We start from the raw sequence: 23806 nt of genomic DNA on the forward strand, positions 1-23806 counted from the left end.
AATTATTTCAGCATATCAACGATTTCCTGCTGCGTTTCTTCCTCGTCGAGCAGGTCTTCACTCGTCATAACGGTTTCTTTGCGGACGGTCAGCGCGTTTGCGCTGTCGAAGTCAAGACCTTCGCCGATGCGGACGGCAATAGCGCCGCTTGCGTCGCGCTTCAAGCCCTGACCGATGCTTACGCTACCGGTTTCACCCGAACCACCTCCTTTCCCGAACAGGGTTACGGTCGCCTGAATATCTGCTTCCGGGATGCGCTGAGCGAAAAATCTGATGAAACCATCATGCGTTTCGCACCCGTTCAGGACGCCCGCTTTGGTCGTAGTATAGAAGCTGCCGGGAGATACAACGCCAACGGGTACAAGCTCGCTGGTGCTGTCCGACAGTTCTGCATCATAAATGCACTGGTAGTAATCCATACCGCCAGCGTTTTCGTAATCATCCTCGCTGCGGGCGGGCTTCCACTCGTCAGCTGCAAGGGTGAGTTTGTAGGAGCCATAGTAGCCGCCGCCTGTGCCGCCGTCCACCTGCTCCTTGATAAGAGCCTTTACCTGTTCTTCGTTCAGGATTTCCCCGGATTCAGACAGGTTCTTCACGGCTGCGCTGACCGCTGCCGTGATAGTCGCCGCATGGGCACTGGCGTCGGCGTTGTGCTTCTCGATCTCGGCCTTGACCAGCTTTGCGAGAGCCTGCATCTGCGGGTCAACGGTAATGCTGATATTGGCCTTGTTCGACACAGCAAGCAGCGCCGACAGCTCAATCTCAAAATCGCCGTTCACTTTCGTGGACGGGACCTCCACTCCGCGTGCATCCTGCATAATAAACAGGAGTGTTTCTGCATCGTCGTTCAGCCTGCCGTAAACGCCCACCTGATGCATGATGTACGTTTCATCCGCACCGGTGATCTGGATTTTTACCCGACGAGCCGTCTCACCGCCGCTTTCAACGGTTTCGATGTCCAGCAATTTCAGGTCATGTGTTTCGCCGCTTACCCCGGTTTCCCCCGAGAGGTCTGCGTCAGCCGTACCGGTGCCGCTCACAGCGCGGGTGATTACCAGCGCACCACCGGAGAGAGATTCCGACAGCAGGGCGGCACCGGCGGCGGTGTAGCTAGATTTTTCCCAACTCACGTTGTCTGTCCTCCAATAACAATGTTTATCGCCGTGTGCGACCGTTCAACGGTGCCCGCCGTAAAGGCTCGTGCTTTCACTGCCTTTGCTTCAACGGCACCGGGCAGCGCCACGGCAACCTGCATTTTCGATCTTCCGACCGCACCGGCAACATACGCCTTTGCGCCGATTTCCCGCGGCTTGATCCTACCGGGGACCTTTACGGTGCAGGATGTCGCCATGCCGCAGGGTGCGGCGGCGATATAAGCGGGCGACCGTTCATGCGGTTCGACGATGTAGATGATGTGCTCAAGGTGAGCGGTACAGCGCCGGGCATAACCAAGGCGCTTTTCAATTTCTTCCGGTGTGTAGTAAATGACACCATCATCGGTAATGTCTACGTTCATTCGCCAGTAGCCCGGCCTTCCTCCGTAGTCATACCATTCACTTATCTTCACATTCGGATAAATCGAGGACAGCGCCTTTTGGACTGCCCACTCCGTTCCGCAGTACCGACGGACTTCCAGCGCAGTTTTGATGATCCTGCGCTTTGTTTCAATCGGATAGCTGGTGTCGTACCAGTCAACGCGGAACTGAACCGCAAGAATATCCAGAACTGCCTCATCTGCACGGTCAATATCCGTGTAGATTTTCAAGCGTTCGGCAGCTTCCAGTTCCTTCTTGCGCCGCTCCCTGAAAACTGCGTCAAGGATCTGTACCCATGGCTCTTTGGCAACATCAGGCGGTAGCCCTTCGACTAGGCCAACTTCGTGGAGTTCAATCATCTTCGATTCCTCCGTATGTCACCTTGCAGCTTCGGAGCTTTGCCACCTGAATTTCGGAGACAGTTGTTTCGACCGGTGTCAACAGACGTGGGCGTTTCGCACCAGCTTCCCGTACACGCATAATCAGCTCCGCCGGTTCGATGTCCCGGCCGATTTTTCTCTGCCAGGTTTCATACTCCTTCACAGCTGCTTCCACATTTTCCTGAATCGTCGATGCATTCTTGACATTGCTCAAGGCAATATGGTAAGTAAGCTCGATGTCATACGGGATTTCTTCCGGCGCATGGCAAAGAACCAGATCACCCATCGGGCGCTTTACCGTGTCGAAATATTCCTGCATTCCGGTACATTCTTCCCTTGTCGGAACTCTGCCTCCGGCCATCAGGAAGTAAATGTGGATTGTGTATCCTTCCTTGCAAACGATCTTCGTATCTGCCACATCGGACCGCCAGCTCGATGCAAAGTATTCATAGGCATCCACCGGACCGGCCACGGAGAAAATCGAAGGTGCATAGTTGATACGTCTGGTAAATGAATCGTCACCTTCCGTATCCGTACCGCCCGTGCTTGCCGAAACACTTTTTGCCCCGGACACATACGGGATAGGATCCACCAGCACATTGATTTCGCCTTCGGCAATCCCATCGCTGTTGCTTCCTGCCTCATCCGCCACGGCAACTACGTCCACGGTCAGTTCGCCGGGTAAGATCTCCGCATACTTTTCGGTTTTGAAATACCGTTTGTCTGCCGTTCTCACCTGTGTTCCTTCCGGGATTCCGGTTGCACTCGTTCTCGGCGCAGACAGTGTGAATCGAATAACCGCCGTGGCTTTTCCGGCTTCCAGGCGTTCCACTCCAACAAGCGGAGCAAGGTTGTCCAAATTCGGCCCCGTGCTCGTAGGCAGCAGTTCCGCTTTCAGACACGCCGTGCTGTACTCCATGTTGTGATGCGAACGATGTGCCAGTGTCAAAAGGACAAGCCGTGCTTCAGAACACCGTTCCAACGATACCTCACCGTTGAAAAGTTCTTTGTTGTACTTGCCAAACAGCGCCTTGCAATCGGCCACAGCTTCTTCCAGCGTTTCTTCGCCTTCAATGTCGATGTCCGGGATGTTCTCAAACTCTTTTATTTTAGACAAGCTCGTACACCACCTTTGGAATTACAACGCCATGCAGCACATCACTGTCCAGCCAGTCCACCCGCACCACTCTTGCCCGCGGCTCAAACGATGCGGTTTTCTCTGTTACCTCAGCCACATATAATCCCTTTGCCACCGGAAGTGGCTTATCGACAAATATGTTTGGATTGATTCCGAGTTCTCTGTCGCCCTCTTGGCTCCCGATTGGTGTGGAATACAGTGTGCGAAGGCACTTTGCAATGTCCTGCACTTCTTTTTGTTTTTCGCTGTCACCGGACAGCTCAACCACCGTGCTGCTGAAGTCGATCATATGTACTCCTTTATGGTCAGGCTCACCTTGCACTGCATCAAAAGCCCGTGTTTTATCACCGAATCCCAGCTGTCGCTTATTTCAGTGACCCGAAACTTGTTTTGCGATACCGGTGCAAACCCGATAATCAGGTAATGAATCTCTCCGTTCTCTGACATTTCTGTCAGACGGTTCAGCATCTTGCGAGGATTCACGCCGAGTGCTGCATCCAGAAGAATATCAAAGGTGTACTCTCTCAGTTTCGGTGATAAATACTCTGCTCGTGCTTTTCCTCCCAGAACTTCATGTTCCGCCCAGTTTGCGCCGGTCGTTCCCTTGAAGTTTGACGGGGTGAGCACACGCAGGTGTCCCACGGAGAAAATCACATCGCCGAAAATTCCAACATACATTCCAAAACCTCCTTACAGGGGTGCGGATGTTTTCTTGCCAAGGTTTCCGGTGTGCGTATGCGATACCAGCGATTTGCCGGACACAACAACATCGCCACCTCCGCCCTGGATGTTCACTGTTCCAGCGGTCGCATTGATGGTCGATGCCGTCATTTTCAATTCGCCGGATGCTGCAAGCGTGATCCCCGCCGGGGATGTCACCTTGATTTCTCCGCCCTCGCTGATGGTCACGGTTGCACCGCCCACCTGGATCTCAAGACTTTTCGCCTTCAGGATTTTCTTTCCGTCCACATAGTCGGTCAGTTCTTTTGCATTTGCATCAAACTTCCGATATGCCTTTCCTCGTGAGTTGGCATAATCCTTTCGGTAGACTTTTTCTTTTCCTTCAGGCGGTTTGTTCTTTTCATTCCAAACGGTGCCCACCACAACAGCATCCTCCGGGCTTTCTCCTGGATGCAGGACAAGCACAAGATCATCAACTTCCGGTGTCTGGTACTCGCCATTGGACAGAAACGGCACCATTTCCGTAACGGTGTCGTCCCTGTCTGGGTAAGTAACTTCGCACTTTCCAGCCTCATAGTCGATAGAACTCACATTGCCGAATCTCACTTCACTGCTCATGCGAAATCCTCCTTTTCCACTTTGCTGGCCTTGACCTGTGTTTTGTAGCCGCTGGATGGAGATATGCTGTGTTCCATCTGATCAACGAAATACTTTCCGTCCATCTTTCCATAGCCAACTAGGTTAAAGCACTGCGCTGAAGCGCCGGCCGGATAGCCCAACATCGTAAAACTGATCTGGGTTGCTCCGTGGTTGGCATTCTTGATGGCCGCTATCAGGCGGGCTTTTGCGTCTGCCTCGCTGCTTACCTTTCCAGTAAGTTTAAGCTGGCGTTCGTCCGTGCCCACCTTGACGTTGATATTGATTTTTTTCTGTTTGTTGGTGTAGGTATAAAGGCCGCCCGTGTATGTTCCAGTCAGCTTTGTGTTCCACTTGAAACTTCCCGGCTCTACGCACAGGGCCGTCGGATTTCCAACGGGCCGGCTCTCATATACCGTCCATACAGGATCTTTCGCCTTGTACTTTTCCCGGTCGTACACCCAGAGCTTTGAAGTGTAGACTTTGATAACCAGTGCATAGGTGCTGCACAGATCTTGCAGAAAGGCACTATCTGTTCCGTCCTGTTCCTTTGCATCAATGCTGTGGTCGTCTCCCTCAAACTTCAGCTCCAATTTGTAACGGCCTGCAATGGTTTCAGCGATTTTCTTTACGCTGGTGTTCTTCCATGTAAAGGTCCGGTTTCTCTCGCTGAAGCTGGTGTCGTTCGGCTTTGCCACGCCGCCCATCGTCAGCGAATCAGGTGCACCGGCAAAACTAAGATCATCCAGCACGAATGCCCCGCACTCGGCGCTGTAATCTCTGTAGCCGCTCTCAATGCCCCCGATATTCCAGTCCTTTACAACAATAGCCGGGTAGAGCTTCACGCCCTTTTCCGGCATCCAGTCATTTTTCCATTTGGCAGCTTTGGCATTGACTGTAATGCTCACACTGTCGCTTTTGGATTCAGCCACATCCGTGTACTTGAAACTTTCCAGATCAGGTGCGATTTCTTCCGAAATATCGGTTTTCTCGTAGGTCAGAAGAACCGCAGCCTGCCTTCCTTTGGGTCTCGCTGCTGTCAGTACCATCATGCACCTGCCTTCCAGGGCGGAAGATCTCCGCTCTTTTCAGCCGGCAGAGCTGGTGTTGACAGCACCGTGCCGGAATCGAACCGGACGATATGGATATATCTGGGGTTGTTCTGCATCAGCCAATCGGCTTTCAGCTCACTTCCGTACACGTTCAGGGCGATCAAGTCCCAGGTGTCACCGGACTTCGTGGTGTAATCAAGTGCCATACTGCGTGCGCCTCTTTTCGCGTTCGTACCGTTCCACATACTCGCAGAACTTCTCGTAGCCTTCGTCCATAACGGAGCGCAGATCTTCGGCATTCATACTGCCGTAGATGGTGAAGTTTGGTGCATAAACATATGTGTTTCCGCTGGAACTTGTATAGGTGCGCTGGTAGTTGTTGCTGGATCCACCGCGCAGGCTTCCGGTGCCGCCACTGGAAGTATCTTCGCTCCCGCCGATGGGCTTCAGCTCCACTTCCTGCTGGTAGTTCTGAAGGTCTGCCAGCATCGACAGATTTTGCCTTGTCAGCTCACTGTTGCCAGCCGTCGGGAAGAAGTTTACATTGCTCAGATCGTAGTTGTCCGGGTTGGCAGCGTATTCCAGCTTTGCCTTTTCCGCATCCGCTCCCCGGATAAACTGGATTGCTTTCTGAGCATTTTCGTTTGCGAGAACAGACTGGGCACCGGCAATCACTTTCCCGATTCCGGTGTTCAACAGCTGTTGGGCTTTGCCCTGGTCATCCGACACGGTAGGTGTCGGCATTGCCGCCAGAGTTTCCAGCCCATCCACTGCATAGTTTGCGATCTCCGTGATACGGCTGAACGCCACACCAGCGTCGGAACCCAGTACCAATGCCGCTGCAACCGGCTGAACCATAGTATCGAAACTTTGGGCCACCTGGTTGTAATACTGCTGGCGACGTACCCTGTTGAAGTCGATCAGGTTAGAATCTTCTTCTGTAAAGCCGCCGTCCGCGAACATCTTCGGCTTTCTGCCTGGCAGGCCAAGCAGATCGCCCAAGCCAACGCCCAGCAGCTTACCAGCTGTCAGCCAGGTATCAATGTTCTTTTCACGAACACCACGCCGGAAACTGATAACAGCTTCCGGGCCAGCCTCGCCAGCAATGGACGGCCCATGCGTCATGCCGCCGTTGGCAAATGCCGGGACGGACACAGGCGACAGGTTGAATCCGAACGACTTACCGCCGATTACCGGAACCGGGATGCCGAACAGCGTTTCCGGGATCGTGAGCTGGATTTTGTTCAGCGCTCCAATGATGAAGTTGACCGCTTTCACACCGATGGTCGCAACCTGCTTCAGGAAGCCTATGATGCCCAGAATCACAGGCTCTACCACCGGAAGCACCTTGCCTACCAGATCCACCGCCACCTTGATGGCGTTGACCAGAGTTGTGCCCACCAGGCTGACCACCGTGGACAGCAGCGGCATGACTGCCGGGATGCCCTCATTCACGATAAAGCCGAAGATTTCAGTCAGCACCGGCTTGATGTGGTTCACTCCCAGATCCACGATCTGAGAGAACACACCGGCAAACGATTCAATCAGCGGCATAACCGTCTGGATGGCCGGGGTCATAGCGCCGAACACGTCACCCAGGTTCAGCCCTCCGATACTGAAACCGGATAGCTTTTCCTGGATGCTCTGCAAGCCCTCCGGGGTAGTGAGCTGCCCGAACACCTGCTTCACGGTGTCGCCGATGCCGGCTATCTTTTCGGTGAATTTGTCAAAGACAGCAAGCCCGCCTTCGCCAAATACCGTTCCGACAATGTTGCGAATGTCCTCGAAGTGGTCTCCCAACAGTGAAACCGCCGCAACGATCGTGCCGATGCCGGTAATGACAGGGCCGAATGTACCAAGCATCGACATAAAACCGCCGCCCAGTTTTGCGGCCACCGGGCCTACTGTTGTACTCAGTACGTTCAGCCCTGCGCCGCCGACGTTCAAGGCACCCTTCACCGTACTCAAAGCGCCACCGCCGATTTTGGATGCCGCACCCGCCACCTTGCTGCCGACACCGAGGACGGTAGAACCCACCTTGGACTGGCTGACGGTCTGCCACGCATTGGACAGCCCGTTTCCAATGACTGTCTTTCCTGCGCCGAGGAAATTTTTCACTCCACCTGCCATGCCGCCGATGTCAATGCCATTCGGCCCTGCAATGCCGGAAAGGATCTGTCCCGCAACGCTGCCGGTCTTGGAGATAAATCGTCCTACCGGATTGCTGCTCCCGAACCCTACCAGAGCATTTTTCAGGCCGCCCAGCGATTGACCGACATTGGAAACATACCTGCCGGAGCCGGAGTTTTTCAGCACGCCCAGCAGGCCACCGTTCGTGCTAGCTTCCAGCACATCATTTACAAAACCGGTGTTTCCTTTCTTGGTTCCGCTTCGCAGGCCCTTGAAATTTTTCAGTGTTGCCCAGATGCCGACACCAGCGCCGTCCAACGTCTGCCCAATTTTTCCAAGGCGCGTTGTGGGCTGCTGCGCTCCGGCACCGGCCATCTGAACGCCGTACTTTGCATTTTCAGCAAACATTCCGGCATTCGATTTTACAAAGGATGCGCCACCAACTGCCCGTTGGATCAGGCTTGTGGGTGTCAGTGCGCCCATCAGATTTCGGACAGTGATGCCTCCGAATGTTCCGCCTGGGGCACCGCTCGGTTTTCCGCCGATTGCAATGTTCCCGATGGTGTTCAGCAGCGAGGATCCTGTGCTATAAGCCGTCGGCGCAAAGCTCATAGCTCCGAACGCCGCGACTATGGCAGCAATGGCCCCTGCCACTTCCGGCCCATGCTCTGCAGTGTAGTCGATGCCCTTCTGGATCCACGGCAATGCCGCCTGCGCCGCATTGCCAATTCCAAGCAGCGCGGAGTGCAACATCGGCAGAATGCCATTGACGATGTTGGACAGATCTGGCAAGCTCTCGGTGATACCGTTTGCTATGTCGATCCACATGGATGTCAGTTCTTTCTTTGCCGGAAGGAACTGATTACCCATCTTGATAAGCAGGCGGTCTGTCGCATTACTTGCCATCTGGCTTACCGCTTCGCCGGTGTCCAGACGAACAAGCAATTCTTTCTCCATGCTGCCGCTGTATGCGCTGGTATCACCAGCCATAAGCAAGGCATTCTGGAACGCAGGCAAGTTGCCCACAATTTTTGAAACGCCCTCAATGGCCCACTGTCCAAACAGTGTCTTGATGGTCGCAGTCTGCTGGTACTTGTCCTGTTTCGAGATCGCCTCAAAGACTTTGTACAGAGTGCTTGCTGCACCATCTTCTCCGTTCGGCCCGGTGGACTGCATATCCTTTGCAATCTGCACAGGATCAAAACCGAGTCTGTTCCATGCGCCCACCTGCGCATCCGTTGCACTGTTGCCAAGGGTGATGTTTGTAAACACACGGTTCAGGCTTGTTCCAGCCTTTCCCTCATTAACGCCCATAGCCAGCATGGTGGCTGCCAGCGCAGAGGTCGTGTGCAGGTCAACGCCGGCTGTCTGGCCGACACCGCCGGACGTATTCACCACGCTGGCGATTTCCGCCGCCGTGGTAGCCATGTGGCCGCCCAGATAGTTGATGGAATCTGCAATGTCGATAATCTGGTTGTGGGTCTTACCAAAAGCGGTTTCCCACTTTGCCATATAATCGGCCGCAGACTTTGCATCAATGTCCCACGCGGCAGCTAGCCGGGCCGTATCGTACAGGTAGCTTTTTTCTCCGGTCTGCTGGTTATCCAGAAAGATTTGCTCATAGCTCTTACCGGACTGTCCCAGCGATGCGGCGATCTGCGCCATCTCGTCCCGTTTGATTGGGACCTGCGTGGTCATCTTGAGGATCGCGTCCTCCATGGTGGCACGCTTTTCCGGGTCAATGCTGCCGTCATCGTTCATGATGCCGCCAACATACTTGACTGCATCTGCCGCCTGGGCTTGGTATTCCTCTGCCATGGAGGTTGTCTTTTTAATCATGACAGCGGACGCAGTTGTCAGCGTCGCCATGATTCCCAGTCCGGTTTTCCCGATTACGCCCAGAGTGTTTGCTACCGTGCTGCCCAGTGACTTGGTTCCCGTCAATGCGTTTGCCAGATCACCGGTCAGCCCCTTCGTCTGCTTTATTGCAGTTACAAGGGACGGGTCCACCTTGCCCATGATGCGGATGCTGAGGTCTAGTGCTCCATTTCCCGCCATACGTCTGCCACCTCGTTACACAGATCCACCAGCTCCCGCCGGGGCAGGTGCAGCAGATCCGTCATGTTGGAATGCGTGGCAATGGATAGCTGGATAGCTGCTTTCCGAAGTCCTTTTGCCCCGCCTTTTACTCGAAAAAATCAGAGTTTACGGCATCGCGCAGCTTGACCGCCTCGCACAGCGGCAGACCGGCAAAGAAGTCCACCGGGTAGCCGGTGCCCATGCTGGCGATGATGCAGCAGTACAGGTAGTTGCGATGCGTATTCACCGGTGCAAATCCGCCCGCAGCCATACGGTTTTCTGCCATGGATTCGCTCATAGTGTTCAGTTCGCCCACGCCGGACAGGTCGATGCTGTCAAAGGTCTTACCCTTCAGCTCAGCCTTTTCGCTGCCCTCGTAGGTGTAGGGCGCTGCAAACTTCAGGGTGTGAGATTCCAGCTGTTTTTTCACTTCATCGGCGTTCTCGCTGTTGTCCATACCCTTGACGACCGCTGCCTGCACTTTCTTGATCTTGCCACGGGGCATGAGCTTGAAGAACTCCACAGGCTTACCGGTGGCCTTAACGGCCATTTCCTGTGCAAAAGAAGTGGTCATTTCCATCACGGACATGGCCGCCAGCTCGTTGCCGATGTTTTTCTGAATGTCGATCAAGTCCTGTACGGTCATCTTCTCCATGCCGGACAGATCCAGGCTGTCGTATTCCTTGCCCTCGAACTTATAGGGTTTATCGAACTTCACGATATTGTCCATTGCTGTTTCCTTTCTCAAAAGAGAATCAGCCGCCCCACGTCCGGGACGGCTGACTTCTTCATGTATCGGGTTTAGATAAGAGCGTTGATCTCGGCACGCATATCTTCACCATCAACATAGTAGCGGCCTGCAAACTTGTCGATGTCGATAACGGTAGTGCCGTCAACCTCCATCAGGTAACGGGTAACTTCCAGCGTGGTGGTGCTGCCCATGGTGTCAGCACGCTTCAGCTTGCCGGGGTCCAGCTCCTTGGGGCGACCACCCAGAACAACGCGCAGACCCTTGTAGGTATAGCCGCCGTTCTTGTTGTCGTTCTGCATGGCAGCACGCAGAGTGATCTGGATGTTCTTGTTGGGGTTCATCATCTTGGTGGCGAAGCTGTACATGGTGTTCCAGTTCAGAGTTGCCTCCATGGATTCAAACTGACCGGGCACGGGAGAATTGACTTCGCCTGCAATGCCCATGCCGGACACGGAGGTGGTCTTGTTCTTGATCTTGGGCAGGGTGACTTCATCTGCCAGACCAATCAGCAGGTCATCTTCCGTATACGCATTGTAGTCATTGATGACCTGGGGAACCAGGTCGCTGGAAATATTCAGAGCCATATGTCATTCCTCCTGCTTACAGAGACAGATCGGAGGTCAGCGCGCCGGCCTCGTACTCCATGGTGTTATTGATCTGCTTAAAAGGCGGGAACGGCGTGCAGAACTGATAGAAGGAGTAGTGGCCTGCAACCAGTTCAGCAGTCGTGTTGCGGTCGGGGTCTGCCTTCATGCTGTAGCTGGCGCATACCTCGGTAGAGACATAGACACTGCCCTTCATGTTCTCGCTGTCGATGATGGACTGAAGGCGCTTCTTGTTCATCGGCTTGTCCAGCTTGCTCATGTTATCCAGAACAAAGCTGGTCCAGGAGTGGTTGAAGAAGCGGCGGACGCAAAGGAAAGCGTCCTTCGGGTCAGTGTTTTTCGGGTAGCAGCAGGTCTCATTGCCCCACACAACAAAGTCGCCGGAGCGGATGAAGGTCGCCACGCCCTGCTCATTCAGCACATTGCCCTGCTCCTGATCCATCAGGACTTCGGTGCCATCTTCCAGGCAGGCGGAGGAAATGGGTACGCTGACATTGGACGGGCTGGCATTGGGCGTATCGTTGTACAGGCTGTCGTTGTAGACTGCCGCAGCAGCGGCCAGAGAGCTACCGCTGTAGATGGTGCTGCCGATCTTGCCGTACAGCCACAGGGCATATGCTTCACGAGAAGTTGCGCCCTGCTTGACCTTCTGGTTTGCCACATCGGTGTACTTGCGTGCACCGGAAGCAGAACTGTCGATGTCAACGAAGCACACAGCATCGAAAACGCCGTTGATCTTGCGGCACTTGGCCTGAAGTGCGGCACACACCATAGGATCCTTGGAGAAGCGGGGTGCCAGCAGAATGCCGGGAACCATGCCCAGCTTGGGGAACACCTGCCTTACCACTTCCAGACCGGTTTCTGCACCGGTGGCCGCATTCACGCCGCCCACGATGTCAGCAGCGGTAATCTTGGTCGGATCCAGAATGGAGCCGGAAACAGTCAGGGCCGTTGCCCCGTCGCCTTTGCCGCCGTTGACCAGGGCGATGCTAACAGTACCATCATCATTGAAGCTGGCAGTATAGTCCTCGTCCGCCGTGAGCACGGTCTGTTCCTTCTTCACCACCAGCTTTTTCAGCAGGATGCCGGTCTCGTCGATCTCCGCGATGCCATCATTCACCTGCACAGTCTTGTTGGACAGTTCGGTGATATGCTTTGCATTTGCAGGATCCAGGACGTTGACCACGACGATGGGGGAAATGCCCATCACCTGGAAGCTGGCGCTCACAGCCTCGCACAGGGTATACTTTGCAAAATCGCTGGAATAGCCCACTGCGGCGGCAGCCTCTTTGAAGGTGTTCACCAGCAGCGGCGTGTTCACCGCTGCTTCCGGGTCATCCAGCATATTAACGGGAGCCGTGCCCACAACGATCTGCAGGCCGGAGTTGACCGTTACCGGAGCGGTGACGCTGGTCGCCGCTTCGGTCTTATTAAAGCCATGCGAAATAGCCATCTGTCATATCCTCCTTACTTCATCAGGGCAGCAGCCTTGTTGCAGAGAATATTTTCTCTGGTGCCGTCCTGTTCCAGTTTCACCCGCATTTCAGCGAGCTTGTCCAGCGGAACAATCAGTGCTTTCAGGAGCGGCACCTGTTCCACTTTTTCTTTCAGCTTGTCGGGCAGGCCGTCCACGAAAACCGTGTACTGCGGTGCGATGCCCTTGATAGTCGGACCGCAGTATGCCACAGGGGCCTGCACCTGCACTGCGGTCTGTTCAGTCTGAGTTTCCTGAACTTCTACCGCTGCTTTTTTCTCAGTGCCCATATTAAATCAACGCCTCCACTTCTTCATTTTTCAGTGCGTTCGGGGTCTTGCAAATCAGGTTCACAATTCCCCAGTAGTAGTGATCCATGTCATCGTCTGAAAGCTCCCACTTTCTGGGATAGCCCACCTCAAACGCTCCACCGAAAACTGGCTTACGCTTGAAGTGCTGCATAATCGCTTCCTTGATGTTCACGGTTTCCACATACCCCTGCCGATCAATCCCACGGTCATAGCTGCAAATAACCAGCTGCATGAGAACCAGCTGCGGATCATGGTCATTGTTGACCTCACCGCTTGATTCGATGACGATGATGCAGGGGTACATGGCATCGTTTGTGTCAATGTCATCATCGTCGTCTGTCTGGGTCGGCAAAAACTGCTTATAGATCTTGAGGGGCTTTTCTCCTTCCTGTCCGGTAAACTTCATATCCCGGAACAGTTCTTCCAGCTCGTCCATCATGGCTTGCTGGCACATTTCGCTGGTATAGCCGGTGATTTTCTCGGCCATATCAGATCACGCCCTTTCGCTTTGCATTGGCGATCAGCTGCCGGATGCGCCGTTCGGTGTTGTCCTGAAGCATCTGCTCCACGGTCATTTCCTGCATTTCCCACACAGTGCGGTGCATCGCAGAGCCGGAAGGGCTGGACATCGTGACCAGCTTTTCGTTCGGCTTCCAGCGTTCTTTTCCGCTCTCGGTGTAGTCTTTGTCAGCAGGCACGCCCAACTGGCGCTGTACCATGCCGATGTGCTTCGACTTGAACTGAACCAGGAAGCCCTTGCTCTTTTCACTGGTTCCGCTCAGACCGATCATCGGGTTTCCTTTCAGAACGTGTGCCTGAAAAACAGGCGGCGCATTTCGGACAGACGGACCCATGAAGGGCTTTGTGGGGCTGGTTCTGAAATAGCCCAGATCTGCCCGAAATGCGCCGGGGTCGTTCTTCATGATGGCGAGGATGGCCGTCGGGTGGTGATTGGTTGCTCTCTGCCGCTGGCGCAGATCTTCGATCATACGCCTACCAGCCGCATTGAGGTCATAGCGATTCTTTACCTCGGTCAGCATCAGCTTTCGCGTTTGTCTGGCCGTGGTGTTGACCGCCACCTTCAGCGCTGCCGGGGTCTTGTTCGACAACACGCCAAGGGCACGGGACACTTCTTCGTCATTGACGGAAACCGTCATGGTGGAAGCGTCGTAGTTGGTATGGAAGTATGCCACCTTACCTCACCCTTTCCAATTCCATCCGGTAAACTCCCGCCTTCAGGGAGCAGGACTTGATTTTGTAGTCCCGCTTCTTATCCAGTGTGATCTGCTTACCGTTCTTTGGCATCGGGCCGTAGTCTTTCTGTTTCACGAACAGCAGCAGATCGGCCTTATACATTCCCTGGTCAAAGGACTGTTTTGCTCCGCCCTCCCAGTGCGCCGCACGTTCATTTACGCCGGGGTGCTGGGTAATGCAGAGCATCCGCTTATCATCTATGTAGCGTTCTTCTGCAAACTCGTTCAGGTTGAAGAACACCGTTTCCACATCCTGCGCCACATAGTCTTTGAACGTAGGGAGCGGCTTCGGGGTGTCCGGTTCGCCGTAATTCTGGTCAACGTCCAGCATATCAGCAAACCTCAGCTACCAGCCAGGAATCTACCTTATCAGGGATCAGCAGCGGGTGGCTCTGAAGCTCAATGAAGCGGCGGTCAGGACGATGCTCCACATAGGTGCGCAGCAGACGGTCGCCCTCAAAGCTGTGCCAGTTGCCGCCATCATCCAGATAGTTGCACAGGCCGTAGGCACGCATGAAGTTTGCGTTGCTGGGGATCATCAGCACCATGTTATCGGGAATCAGCGGCTTGGTCTCGCCGGTCGCGTCATCCAGATAAACTTCGTCGTAGCCGTAAACGTCCACACCGGGCAGGTTCAGGTGGCCGTAATAGGTCAGGCCACCTTCCAGCTCTTTGGGTGCCATGGAACCGATGTCGAAGCGGCGCTTGTCCATCAGTTCCAGAATCTTACCGTCAGCCATGAAATTGTCGGCTGCAACCTTGCCCATGACGACCATATCTGCGTTGGCAAAGCCGTTACGGCTCACCAGCTGCTTCCAGTCGCGCAGATTGCCCCAGGGGTCAGCGGCGGACTTGCCCCACTGCTTCGTGCCTTCAAGAGTGATCTTGTTGCCAAAGCCGAAGTCGATGACTTCATCCACGCCCTTGCCCTTGACCTTCAGCTTGCCGGTGGTAAGCACCTGTGCGGCCATCCACTCTTCGCGGCGGGTGGTCATGTCGTTCAGCTGGTTGTATTCCTCGATCAGCTTTTCTGCTGCACGGTCTGCCGGGGTGCGGCCAGAGAACAGATCTTCACCGGGCAGGCGTTCCATGTACTGGTCTGCCGTGCTGATGGTCGCCGGGTTGATAAGGGGCGGTGCATAGGATTTGGTCTCGTAGCCCTCGCTCTGCACGATCTCGCCGCCAACCAGCGGATGGATGAATGCAGCCATCTTGCGATTGCCCTTGACAATATCAATGTCAACGCGGCGGGTCGGGAAGGTTTTCACGTTGGAGAAAAAGCGATCCCGCAGAAACGTGCGGATCGGCGGGGTGGTGCGAACAACCTCGATCAGGTGCCGAGGCTCATAAACGCTTACTTCATTAGCCATAAATGTTGTCCTCCTTACTTCAGGAAAATGCCAAGATTGCGCAGAGGAACTTCAACGTCGTCTACGCTCACGTTCTTCGGCAGCACAAGGCCAGCAGCGAAAAACTCACCGGTCAGATAAATCGGCACTTCTTTGTCTGCCTCTGCACTGTCAGCGGTAATACCATACAGGCCGGTAAGAACCGCCTGACCTGCACCGGCTGCATCTGCAACCGGCTTCACTTTGCCGCCCTCGATCAGAACAGGGGCGTGCGCCTCGACCGCCGCACTGGCCGTCTTGGTGGCCTTTGCGATGCCGATGTCGGTTCCGGCAATGAAATATTCCGGGGCCGTGCTGAAATCTTTTCTTGCAAGATCCATGATCATAGTTCCATCCTCCTTACTTCACGCCGTTAGCCTTGCGGATTGCATTCATAAATGCCTTGCTTTCCTCATCTTCGGCTTCAGGGTTTGCGGGCGGCGTGTTGTCGATGCTGTTGGCGTTGGAGTTCTCCGCAGCCTCCTTTGCATTCTTCAGGTATTTCTTGCTCTGCTCCTGCTGTTTTGCCTTCATGCTGGCAATGACAGCCTTTGCAAAGGACGCAGAATCAACGGGCTTCGTAAACTTCGCCTCGTTGGCCTGATCTTCCGCGCCGGGCAGAGTTGCGTTCTCGATCTCCTGAATGCGGGTGCGCTCGGCAGTGATAGCCTCATTCTCGATGGTGGCTACCAGATCCGGGTACGCCTTGCGGAGATCATCCGTGGTCTTGATGTCCATGTCTTTTACCTCCCCATGGTCATTGCGTTCCGGCTTTTCCGCCGGGTTCATATTTTCAGGTCGGTTCACAGGTTTTTCCGTAACCCGACTTCTGACAAAATTGGGTGCTTCGTTGAACGGGGTGTTCATGCTGATGCTGTTGACGAACAGAACACCATTGCGATTCTCCACAACGGAATCTTCTGCATCGTCATCCACCTCGTCTACGAAGCCTTTTTCTTGGGCTTCCGTTGCCGTCCACCAGTTCGTTTCATCCATCCACTTAGCGCATTCATCCTCGGTCTTGCCGGACTTTTTGGCGTACAGGGCAATGATGCTGCTGCGGATGGTCTCAAGCGCTTTCAGGCAGTTCTTCATATCCTCTGCGGTCAGGTAATCGCAAACGCCCATGCTGACCGGATGGACCATGTAGCTGCCGTCTGCCGCGGCCACAACTTTGTCTGCATGGCAGGCAACGATAGTGGCAGCACTTGCACACAACCCGTCAATGTGGGCCGTCACGGTGGCGGCATTGCGTTCCAGCATATTGCCAATGGCCTGGGCCGCGAAAACATCACCACCGCCGGAGTTGATGTACACGGTGATTTCTTTCACATCGCCCAGGGCGGCAAGATCATCCGCAAACCGTTTCGGGGTCGCTGCATCCTCCCACCAGCTGCGCTCAGAAATATCGCCATAAAGCAGCAGTTCCGCCTTCTGGTCATCGTCGGCCAGATTGCGGAACTGCCAGAACTTATTATTCGTTGACTTGGGGTTCGTCTGGGAATTGGCTTTGCCCATTGCAGCCTACCTCCTTCATTTTTTCCATCTCACTTTTGCGCTGCCTCATATTGGCCCGCCAGCTTCCGCCGGTCATCTGCGCCGTTTCCTGCTCGGCAGTGGAAATGCCCTGCTCCATACGCAGGATAGTCGCCTCGATTTCTTTCTTTGCATCCAGATTGGTGCGTGCCGGGCCGTTCCAGTTACAGGCCATATAGGCTTTTGCAACAGCCGGATCATCGAAGAAGCCCGGCGCATGGATACGTCCACGGGCTACCGCTTCGGCAAACCACTTTTCGTAGGTAGGCTGGCAGAAGTCCGCCGCAAAGCCGTCCCGCATCACATCGCACGTTCTCCAAAACTCGTTCAGAGAACCGCGGCTTGCGGAGTAGTTGGAGCTGAACTTCTTATAAAGCACCTCGCTGGGCACTTCAATACCCGTCGCCACCTGGTTGGACATAGCTGACATAAAGCCGTCATATGTCGTGGTCGGATGTTTCGGATCAAACGTGTCAGGTGTTTCGCCGGGCGCAAGGTCAAACACCGCAGACGGCGCAAGGTTGATTGCCAGTTCATCAGGCGGAGTGTTCGGATCCTCTGCCTTGTCGGGCGGATCCTCACCAAATGGCGCTCCGCTGACCGGGTTATCATGTTTGATGAACAGTGTGATGGAGGATGCTACGATGGCCGCAGCTAACTCTGCATCCGTGTATCTGCCCATCTGCTTCATCGTGGGCAGTACCGGTGCCAGCAGGGGAACGCCGCGCCGCTGCCCGGCGCGTTCCCTCTGGGTGACGCACAGGATGTTCGGTTCTCCCGTTTCTTTGTCACGGGCTTCCACCCTCGTCCAGGTCAGAGGCAGCGGATTATCATAGGCCAGCGGGTGCCTGCTGGCTACCCAGTAGGCAATGACTGCGCCGTCTTTGTCCGTTTCCACGCCCTGAACGATCTGGTGCACATTGATACCGTCCACCTTGCAGGGATTCATTCTGTCTGTGCGGTCAGGACTGCACACCTGGTCAGCCTCGATCAACCGGAGCTGCAAGGCATACGGCCAGTTCCCACGTTCTTTGAACTGCACTGCTGCAAATACGTCACCGTTCATCAGGAAGCTGGTGAATGCCAGTGTTTGCAGCCGCCAGAAGTTATCCATGCCGCTTGCATCGCAGGCCGCACTATCCGCCCACAAGCTGAACTCGCGGGAAATTTCCGCCTGCAAATGGTCAGCCTGTTCCTCGGTCAGGTGCAGATAGTCCGCATCGACCTGGGGTGTCGGCACAAGGCCGCTCCCCACCACATTAGTGCGCAGGGTCTTGATTGCGCCGGCTGCCAGTGGGATACCCATGTAAGCATCCCGGCTCCGCTTGCGCAGTGTTTCCAGATTGTCCTCGATGTCCTCTTTTGCACTGCCGCCGCCAACGTGCCAGCTCCGCATAGAGCGGGATGTGTGGGAAGCTCCATAGTTTCCGTAGCCGGTACCGTTGTTTATGACAGACAGCGCCGTGCGGGCCACAGCGCGGCGATACCCCTTTTCGGGGGAGATTGCCGCAATGGCCTTATCAAGGAAATTCGCCATGTGCTCCACCTTCCTTACACGTCATGCGGAGAGAAGTGGTAGATCCGGTTTCTGCCCCGGCCCCTTTCCTCCGCTTCCGCTTCAGCCACTTTCTTTTCCCAGAAAGCAATGCTTTCCCGGATCTGTTTCAGGCTGGCGCGGGTCAAGACCATCTGCTCGATCTGGTAGCTCTGCCCGGTCGATACGGCAGCCTCAGCTTCCAGCCACATATCAAGGTGCCGCTGGGCGGTCTCTTTTGAAATAACAGGCATTGGTTAGATACCTCCCGATCTCCTTCTGCGGTACTGGCGCTGTTGTGCAGGACGCTGTGCATCCTCACCGGGGATTTCCAGACCGGGCGGGTTGCTGATTTCCAGCGCAGCCGTCGCGTAGTTCCGCACGTCAAATGCTTCGTTACGTTTCTGCGCCGGATCCTTCAGCTCCCACCGTTCCACTTTGCGGCCAGACTTCCAGCGTGTGACCTTGTGTTCCGCAGTAAGCATCTTGAAATAATTTTCGTCATACCCGGCATCTTCTGCCGCCGGGAAGTGGCAGTAGTTTGGGCCTTTGATAAGCACTTTCAGCCGGGCAAGGACGTGGTTCTTGCCGGTGTCAACGCCCAAGGTGAACAGTTCGCCCTTGACGCGGTTGTTCTGAGTGGGGTTGCGCAGGTAGGGTACGTCCATGCCGCCGCGGCCTTTGATGGCCCAGATATGCCGTTCCTCCCGTTCTTTGCAAAACCGGATGACCTGATCCGGGAAGTGGCCGCCACTGTCCATGCAGACAGACCGCAGGGACAGTTCCGTGCCGTCTTTCTTTTTCCATGTGCGGGAAAGGAACTCGTCCAGGTCTGCCCACACCTGACCGCGTTTCAGGTCGCCGTAGATGCGTTGGTACCGGATGCCCCAGCTTTCTCTGCCGATACCCCAGCCCACCACTTCGGCCTCGAAGCGGTTATCCTGGGTATCGACACCAGCCGTCAGGTACACTACGCCGTCCGGGACTTCGGCCTCGTAGAACTCGCGGCGGTCCAGCAGGTTGTTTGCCTCCACCGCTTCGCCCGGTTCCTCCCATGGCAAGCCCAGGTCGGTGTTCACAAAGACCTGCATCTTCTCGTAATCGCCGCGCTGTGCATCCAGGTCAGCGGCAATAAAGTCCTCCACGATTTTGTCCCACCCGCAGAGGGTCGAGCCTATCTTGTTCATGTGGAAGCCCCGCACCGCCCGTTCCGGGTGCTCTGCGTGCCACTTGCCTTTCAGGCTGTTCTTCTTCCAGCGGTATTCGTTGTCAAGGCAGCCGCACTCGGCGCAGCGGTATTGCACGCCGCCTTCCGGCCACTTGTCTTTATCGAATACCATGTTGTCCCAAACAAAGGGCTGATAAAAGCCGCAGTTCGGGCAAGGCACCGTCCATTCCTCTTGGGTGGATGCGTTGAACTCGTCCAAAATGCGGCTGTTGTTTTTGTCGGTGGGGGTCGATACCAGCACCGTCTTGTAATCCCAGTAGGTCGTTTGACGCTGCTCGGCCAGCATGACCGGGTCGCCTTCTTTGCCGGCGCTGGCTTTGTAAGCGTCCACCTCGTCCGCCAGCAGCACCTTGATGGGGCGGCCGCGCAGATCGGTCGGGGCGTTTGCGCCAACGATGGTCAGTTGACCACCGGCGAAGTTCTTTTTCATGATCGTGTTGCCGGAGTAGCGGCTCTTGTTATCCACAAGGCCCCGAAGCACCGGAGTGTCCCGGATCATGGTAGCCAGACGGTCTTTGCTGAAGCTCTCGCCCAGGTTCACCGTAGGCTGCACGATCATGATAGGGGCCGGGTAGTAGCTCATGTAGTACCCGATGGTATTCAGGATCAGGCCGTCCGTCTTGCCGGACTGGGCGCACATCATGGCTACCACCTTGCGGATATGGACATCCCCGATGGCATCCATGATCTCCCGCTGGAAAGGTGCGTTGTCCGTATTCCAACGGCCTTGTGCTGCGGATGCTTCCGCCGACAAGCGGCGGTAGTTATCTGCCCACTGACTAAGGGTCAGGTTCGGGGGCGGCTTCAGCGCACCCAGTGCCCGGCTGAACATCTGTGCAGTCTGCGGTTCCAGGTGGATCATTGCCATTGCTGCCGCCGCCTTTCTTCACGCAGCCGCCGAACGGGCAGAACTGCTGAATCTCATTCAGCCGGGTTCCCCAGACACAACCCCGGCATTTATTCTTCCTGCTCATCTTCGGGTTCCTCCCCCGCTGGTGCTGCCAGCGCAATTTCGGGGTCACTCAATTCCACAAGTGCTTCCTGCACTGCTTTTTGCAGAATGTCGTGGGCTTCCGCCGGGTCGGTCAGCTGGGCCATGGTACTTGCGTACTTAGTCGGGATGGTTTCCAGCCTGTTCTTGAAATTGGCAAAGATGGTTTTCAGGGCGCGTTCCACGTCCTCGGTGCGATGCAGGTCGCCTTGGGCTTCCTCCATCCGCATTTTCTCGATCTTGCCGCGGGTTTCCTCCCGCTCGGCACGGGCAGCAACAAGGCGGGCTTGATCGTCTTTGTTTCCGATCTTGAAGTTCAGGTATTGCCGGACGCAGACCTTCATGTCAAAGACACCGGGCCGGACTTCGGACAGCACGCCCTGATCCCGCAGGTTCCGCACCTGACGGTCAGTGATACCCAGCCATTCGCCAACGGCCTTACTCGTGTACAGCATCTTTGTCACCGTCCCCCGGTTCTCCGATCTCGCCGGTCGCCCGGATGCGCAGCAGTTCAAGCCGCTGCTGTTCGGTTTCCAGGTGCAGCTTGTCCATTTCGTTTTTCTGCATCTGGGCCGCCGCAGACAGGATGCGGCCATGAATTTTGTTCAAGGCTTCCTGCAGCTGCAAGATACGCTGTGCCGGGGTCTCCTTCTGATACATACCGATCTGCTGGTTTGCGCCGTCCCGCTTCCGCTTGCCACGTCCGCCGGGTACTCGCATATCCATAACACTGGATGTAATCATCTGGTCGGGCGGTAAAGCCTGATACTCTTTGATTTTGTCCAGAATGTACTTTTCCCGGAGCAACAGCACGCCGATTTCGTGGGAAGTCAGCTCGGTGCTGTTCCGGGGCGCATTCTCTACGATCTGTTTTTCTTCCGGGGTGAGCTTGTCAAAGAAGATGGTCGCATAGGCTCCATCCTTCATTGCATTCTCATTCCCGACAGGTGCCCCGCCGCCGGGGTTGCCCACGGCGTTTTTGTTTCCCGGCTGTCCGCCGGGCTTCCGGGGTGCGGGCGGGCCCCACCCGTCCTTTGCCTTCCAGCGGCGGACCGTATCATATTTAAGATGGAGATCGTCCGCCAGCTGCCGAAGATTCACTTCTCCGTCTTTCTCCATCCGGGCAATGTACTCAGCGCGGGCGGCATCGCGCTCATCGCTTCGCCTTGCCATTTGGTTTTCCTCCAATAAAAAATGCCCCGTCTGGCAAATCATCCAGGCAGAGCATTCAGTTTCGCCGCCGGTCCTGCGGCATTTCTTCGGGTCGCTTACAACTTGTAAGCAACAGTGTATGAAAAAGGCCCCTCGGTTCGCCGCCGTGGGGCCTCTCTCCATAATTCCACTGTACTAAGTATAGCACCAAAACCGTCTTATAACGTCTTATCTTTTGCCGGTTGGGGCTTTCAAATGTAAACACTTTATGACATAGCCACCATTTTGCCAGCCCCGGCAAGATGGTCTATCCCGATTTTGTTGACCTCAACAAGATCACACCGGGATGATTTGTTGGCACCGGCAAAACGTGAGTTGCTTACAAATTGTAAGCGTCCACCATCCCGGTGACATTACCGCCATGTTCGCCCCAGACTTACATTTTTTGACCCGTACCCCCTTTTCGTGGGTCAAAAACGCGGAAGCCCTTCAAAAAATTTGGAACCTAGAAAAATTTTGGGGCTTCGGAACCCGCACCGCGCCCGCCGGCGGGGGCAGTACCTTTCCGGCGGCGGGGCCGGACGGAGCGACGGCAGGCCGGGCCGGTGCCGGGCCGCCGGTGGGCGGTGCCCAGGACAGCGGCAGGCCGTCGAGGCGGAGAAGGAAGGGGGCAGGGGGTTAGATAAGGCGGCTATAGCCTAGCTATTGGCTATACTGCAAAGGCCATATGCCGGTCAGGTAAAGAATCTGACCCCTCCGGCGGCGGGCTGCGGTGGGTGGTTTTTGGCTGTTGGCGGGTGATCTGCTGCGGCAGGTGGGCGGCAGGGCTGGCGGGGTGCGGTGTCGGTAGGTGCTGGCGGTGGGCTGCTGGCTGCTGTGAGGTCTGGCAGGGTGTGCAGGCTGTGCAGCTTGTGGGCTGCGGGGTCATCGGTGCGGCGCTGGCGGTGCTGTTGGTGTCGGTCTGCTTCTGGCTGGCGGTGCGGGTGGGTGGGGTGATCTGCTGCGGCGGCGGGGTGCCGGCGGGGTCATCGACCGGGCCGGGCCGTCACTGATCCGCACCGATCCGGCAGGCGATCCGGTGCAGCGGGCAGGCAGCAGGGCCAGCGGCGGGAAGATGGGCAAAAGAAAAAGGCCAGGGCAGACGGCGCGGCGTGCGCTGCTGCTCTGGCCTTTGGTCTGCACTGGCGGCAATGGTTCCGGCGGGGTGCGTCCCGGTGCCGGTGGTGGGGCTGATCTGCTGGCGGTGCCGGTGGGCATGGTCAGCGCTGGCACCGTTCCCGCTGTCGGCGTTCCAGCGTCACGGCTGGCGCTGGCGGTGCTCCATCCGGGCCGGTTTTGGACGTTTGCCGGAGGGGTCAGATTCTCCACCTAACGGGAGTGAGAAGCAGGTGTAGGGCTTTAACCTAGCAGACTAGAACTCTCCCCAGTAACCCCCTATAGTCCCCCTTCTTCCCCGGATTCCGCCGGGGTGAATCCATCACGGGTCATTCTTTCGGCACAAGCCTGTAAAATATAGCTTTGCATACTTTGACCCGCTGCGGCTGCGGCCGCTCTGATTTCGTCGCCGCGTTCTTTTGGTGGGCGAATCTGGATTGAATCGCATTTTGCAATATACCGGCTGTTTGAAATTTTCTTTTTGTCCGAGATAGGCATTATATCACCTCTTTCGCGCCTGCGTTTATTATAGCAAAAAAAGCGGCATTCCGCCATGCAAAAATCAACAAGCATTCCGTCATTCTTTTGTGCAAAACGTAGAAAACATTCCGTCATGCTTGACAAGTGGCATTCCGTCATGCTAGAATGCAGCCACAGCAAGCGAGCCAGACAACAGCCGGACGGTTGCGAGTAAGCCGAAAGGAGAAAAGCACACATGAGCATTGAATTTTTCAAGCTCCCCGCCGCTTTGAAAAAAGCGATCTGGGCCGCCTACCTGGCAGAGTGGAAAAAGAAGC

The 23806-nt window shown here is 55.6% G+C and carries 26 protein-coding genes; 1 reads left to right on the forward strand and 25 read right to left on the reverse strand.

The genetic code is table 11. From position 1 onward, the window contains the following. Positions 1 to 2: 2 nt before the first annotated feature. The 24 genes from DWY76_RS09115 to terS all read right to left on the reverse strand — a co-directional run bounded on the left by DWY76_RS09115 (position 3) and on the right by terS (position 21875). Positions 3 to 1130, reverse strand: a complete 1128-nt coding sequence (locus DWY76_RS09115; protein WP_120081066.1) for a hypothetical protein — start codon at positions 1128 to 1130, stop codon at positions 3 to 5. Then, complete coding sequence (locus DWY76_RS09120) at positions 1127 to 1894, reverse strand: phage tail protein I (protein ID WP_112148814.1); 768 nt, start codon at positions 1892 to 1894, stop codon at positions 1127 to 1129. The genes DWY76_RS09115 and DWY76_RS09120 overlap by 4 nt, the downstream gene beginning before the upstream one ends. Then, entirely contained in the window at positions 1887 to 3032 is a 1146-nt protein-coding gene (locus tag DWY76_RS09125; RefSeq protein WP_120081068.1) for a baseplate J/gp47 family protein, read from the reverse strand. Before DWY76_RS09125 ends, DWY76_RS09120 begins: the two co-directional genes overlap by 8 nt. Then, complete coding sequence (locus DWY76_RS09130) at positions 3025 to 3342, reverse strand: hypothetical protein (protein ID WP_112148812.1); 318 nt, start codon at positions 3340 to 3342, stop codon at positions 3025 to 3027. Before DWY76_RS09130 ends, DWY76_RS09125 begins: the two co-directional genes overlap by 8 nt. Then, on the reverse strand, positions 3339 to 3731 hold the full coding sequence (locus DWY76_RS09135) for a phage tail protein (protein ID WP_112148811.1): 393 nt from the start codon (positions 3729 to 3731) through the stop codon (positions 3339 to 3341). Before DWY76_RS09135 ends, DWY76_RS09130 begins: the two co-directional genes overlap by 4 nt. A gap of 12 nt (positions 3732 to 3743) precedes the next feature. Beyond that, positions 3744 to 4352 carry a phage baseplate protein gene (locus tag DWY76_RS09140; protein ID WP_112148810.1) on the reverse strand — a complete coding sequence of 203 codons (609 nt, stop codon included), beginning with the start codon at positions 4350 to 4352 and terminating at the stop codon, positions 3744 to 3746. Then, on the reverse strand, positions 4349 to 5422 hold the full coding sequence (locus tag DWY76_RS09145) for a preprotein translocase subunit TatB (protein WP_243111995.1): 1074 nt from the start codon (positions 5420 to 5422) through the stop codon (positions 4349 to 4351). The genes DWY76_RS09140 and DWY76_RS09145 overlap by 4 nt, the downstream gene beginning before the upstream one ends. After that, positions 5419 to 5628 (reverse strand): phage tail protein, encoded by a 210-nt coding sequence (locus DWY76_RS09150; RefSeq protein ID WP_112148809.1) that lies wholly within the window; start codon positions 5626 to 5628, stop codon positions 5419 to 5421. The genes DWY76_RS09145 and DWY76_RS09150 overlap by 4 nt, the downstream gene beginning before the upstream one ends. Continuing rightward, positions 5618 to 9610 carry a phage tail tape measure protein gene (locus DWY76_RS09155; protein WP_120081070.1) on the reverse strand — a complete coding sequence of 1331 codons (3993 nt, stop codon included), beginning with the start codon at positions 9608 to 9610 and terminating at the stop codon, positions 5618 to 5620. The genes DWY76_RS09150 and DWY76_RS09155 overlap by 11 nt, the downstream gene beginning before the upstream one ends. Positions 9611 to 9737: 127 nt before the next feature. Next, positions 9738 to 10361 (reverse strand): phage tail assembly protein, encoded by a 624-nt coding sequence (locus DWY76_RS09160; protein WP_120081072.1) that lies wholly within the window; start codon positions 10359 to 10361, stop codon positions 9738 to 9740. Between the two features lie 71 nt (positions 10362 to 10432). Next, positions 10433 to 10966 (reverse strand): phage major tail tube protein, encoded by a 534-nt coding sequence (locus tag DWY76_RS09165; RefSeq protein WP_120081074.1) that lies wholly within the window; start codon positions 10964 to 10966, stop codon positions 10433 to 10435. Between the two features lie 16 nt (positions 10967 to 10982). Continuing rightward, on the reverse strand, positions 10983 to 12440 hold the full coding sequence (locus tag DWY76_RS09170) for a phage tail sheath subtilisin-like domain-containing protein (RefSeq protein ID WP_120081076.1): 1458 nt from the start codon (positions 12438 to 12440) through the stop codon (positions 10983 to 10985). Positions 12441 to 12454: 14 nt separating this feature from the next. Continuing rightward, on the reverse strand, positions 12455 to 12751 hold the full coding sequence (locus tag DWY76_RS09175) for a hypothetical protein (RefSeq protein WP_120081078.1): 297 nt from the start codon (positions 12749 to 12751) through the stop codon (positions 12455 to 12457). A 1-nt stretch (position 12752) separates the two neighbouring features. After that, a complete protein-coding gene (locus DWY76_RS09180) occupies positions 12753 to 13259 on the reverse strand; it encodes a hypothetical protein (RefSeq protein ID WP_120081080.1) in 507 nt (168 codons plus the stop codon). A gap of 1 nt (position 13260) precedes the next feature. Further along, positions 13261 to 13965 carry a hypothetical protein gene (locus DWY76_RS09185; RefSeq protein ID WP_120081082.1) on the reverse strand — a complete coding sequence of 235 codons (705 nt, stop codon included), beginning with the start codon at positions 13963 to 13965 and terminating at the stop codon, positions 13261 to 13263. Position 13966: 1 nt separating this feature from the next. Beyond that, a complete protein-coding gene (locus DWY76_RS09190) occupies positions 13967 to 14356 on the reverse strand; it encodes a hypothetical protein (RefSeq protein ID WP_120081084.1) in 390 nt (129 codons plus the stop codon). A gap of 1 nt (position 14357) precedes the next feature. Further along, positions 14358 to 15395 carry a major capsid protein gene (locus tag DWY76_RS09195; RefSeq protein ID WP_120081086.1) on the reverse strand — a complete coding sequence of 346 codons (1038 nt, stop codon included), beginning with the start codon at positions 15393 to 15395 and terminating at the stop codon, positions 14358 to 14360. 14 nt (positions 15396 to 15409) lie between these two features. Further along, the gene (locus DWY76_RS09200) at positions 15410 to 15760 is read right to left on the reverse strand and encodes a hypothetical protein (RefSeq protein ID WP_120081088.1); all 351 of its coding nucleotides are present in this window, start codon (positions 15758 to 15760) and stop codon (positions 15410 to 15412) included. A gap of 13 nt (positions 15761 to 15773) precedes the next feature. After that, on the reverse strand, positions 15774 to 16931 hold the full coding sequence (locus tag DWY76_RS09205) for a head maturation protease, ClpP-related (RefSeq protein ID WP_120081090.1): 1158 nt from the start codon (positions 16929 to 16931) through the stop codon (positions 15774 to 15776). Continuing rightward, positions 16888 to 18486, reverse strand: coding sequence for a phage portal protein (locus DWY76_RS09210; protein WP_120081092.1), 1599 nt, complete (start codon positions 18484 to 18486; stop codon positions 16888 to 16890). Before DWY76_RS09210 ends, DWY76_RS09205 begins: the two co-directional genes overlap by 44 nt. Positions 18487 to 18500: 14 nt before the next feature. Beyond that, the gene (locus tag DWY76_RS09215) at positions 18501 to 18737 is read right to left on the reverse strand and encodes a DUF6148 family protein (protein WP_120081094.1); all 237 of its coding nucleotides are present in this window, start codon (positions 18735 to 18737) and stop codon (positions 18501 to 18503) included. Positions 18738 to 18740: 3 nt separating this feature from the next. Continuing rightward, complete coding sequence (locus tag DWY76_RS09220) at positions 18741 to 20579, reverse strand: phage terminase large subunit family protein (RefSeq protein WP_120081096.1); 1839 nt, start codon at positions 20577 to 20579, stop codon at positions 18741 to 18743. An 89-nt stretch (positions 20580 to 20668) separates the two neighbouring features. After that, a complete protein-coding gene (locus DWY76_RS09225; RefSeq protein ID WP_120081099.1) occupies positions 20669 to 21157 on the reverse strand; it encodes a hypothetical protein in 489 nt (162 codons plus the stop codon). Continuing rightward, positions 21141 to 21875: a phage terminase small subunit gene (gene terS / locus DWY76_RS09230; RefSeq protein WP_165852606.1), complete on the reverse strand. Its 735-nt coding sequence runs from the start codon at positions 21873 to 21875 to the stop codon at positions 21141 to 21143. The genes DWY76_RS09225 and terS overlap by 17 nt, the downstream gene beginning before the upstream one ends. A 755-nt stretch (positions 21876 to 22630) precedes the next feature. Here terS and DWY76_RS13855 point away from each other — a divergent pair. Then, a complete protein-coding gene (locus DWY76_RS13855; RefSeq protein ID WP_133300809.1) occupies positions 22631 to 22906 on the forward strand; it encodes a hypothetical protein in 276 nt (91 codons plus the stop codon). 382 nt (positions 22907 to 23288) lie between these two features. Here the strand turns inward: DWY76_RS13855 and DWY76_RS09235 are convergent, their stop codons facing one another. Further along, positions 23289 to 23582, reverse strand: a complete 294-nt coding sequence (locus DWY76_RS09235) for a hypothetical protein (protein ID WP_243111997.1) — start codon at positions 23580 to 23582, stop codon at positions 23289 to 23291. Positions 23583 to 23806 lie beyond the last annotated feature (224 nt).

Origin of the sequence: Faecalibacterium sp. AF27-11BH (assembly GCF_003603005.1) — a bacterium.
Classification (GTDB): domain Bacteria; phylum Bacillota; class Clostridia; order Oscillospirales; family Ruminococcaceae; genus Faecalibacterium; species Faecalibacterium taiwanense.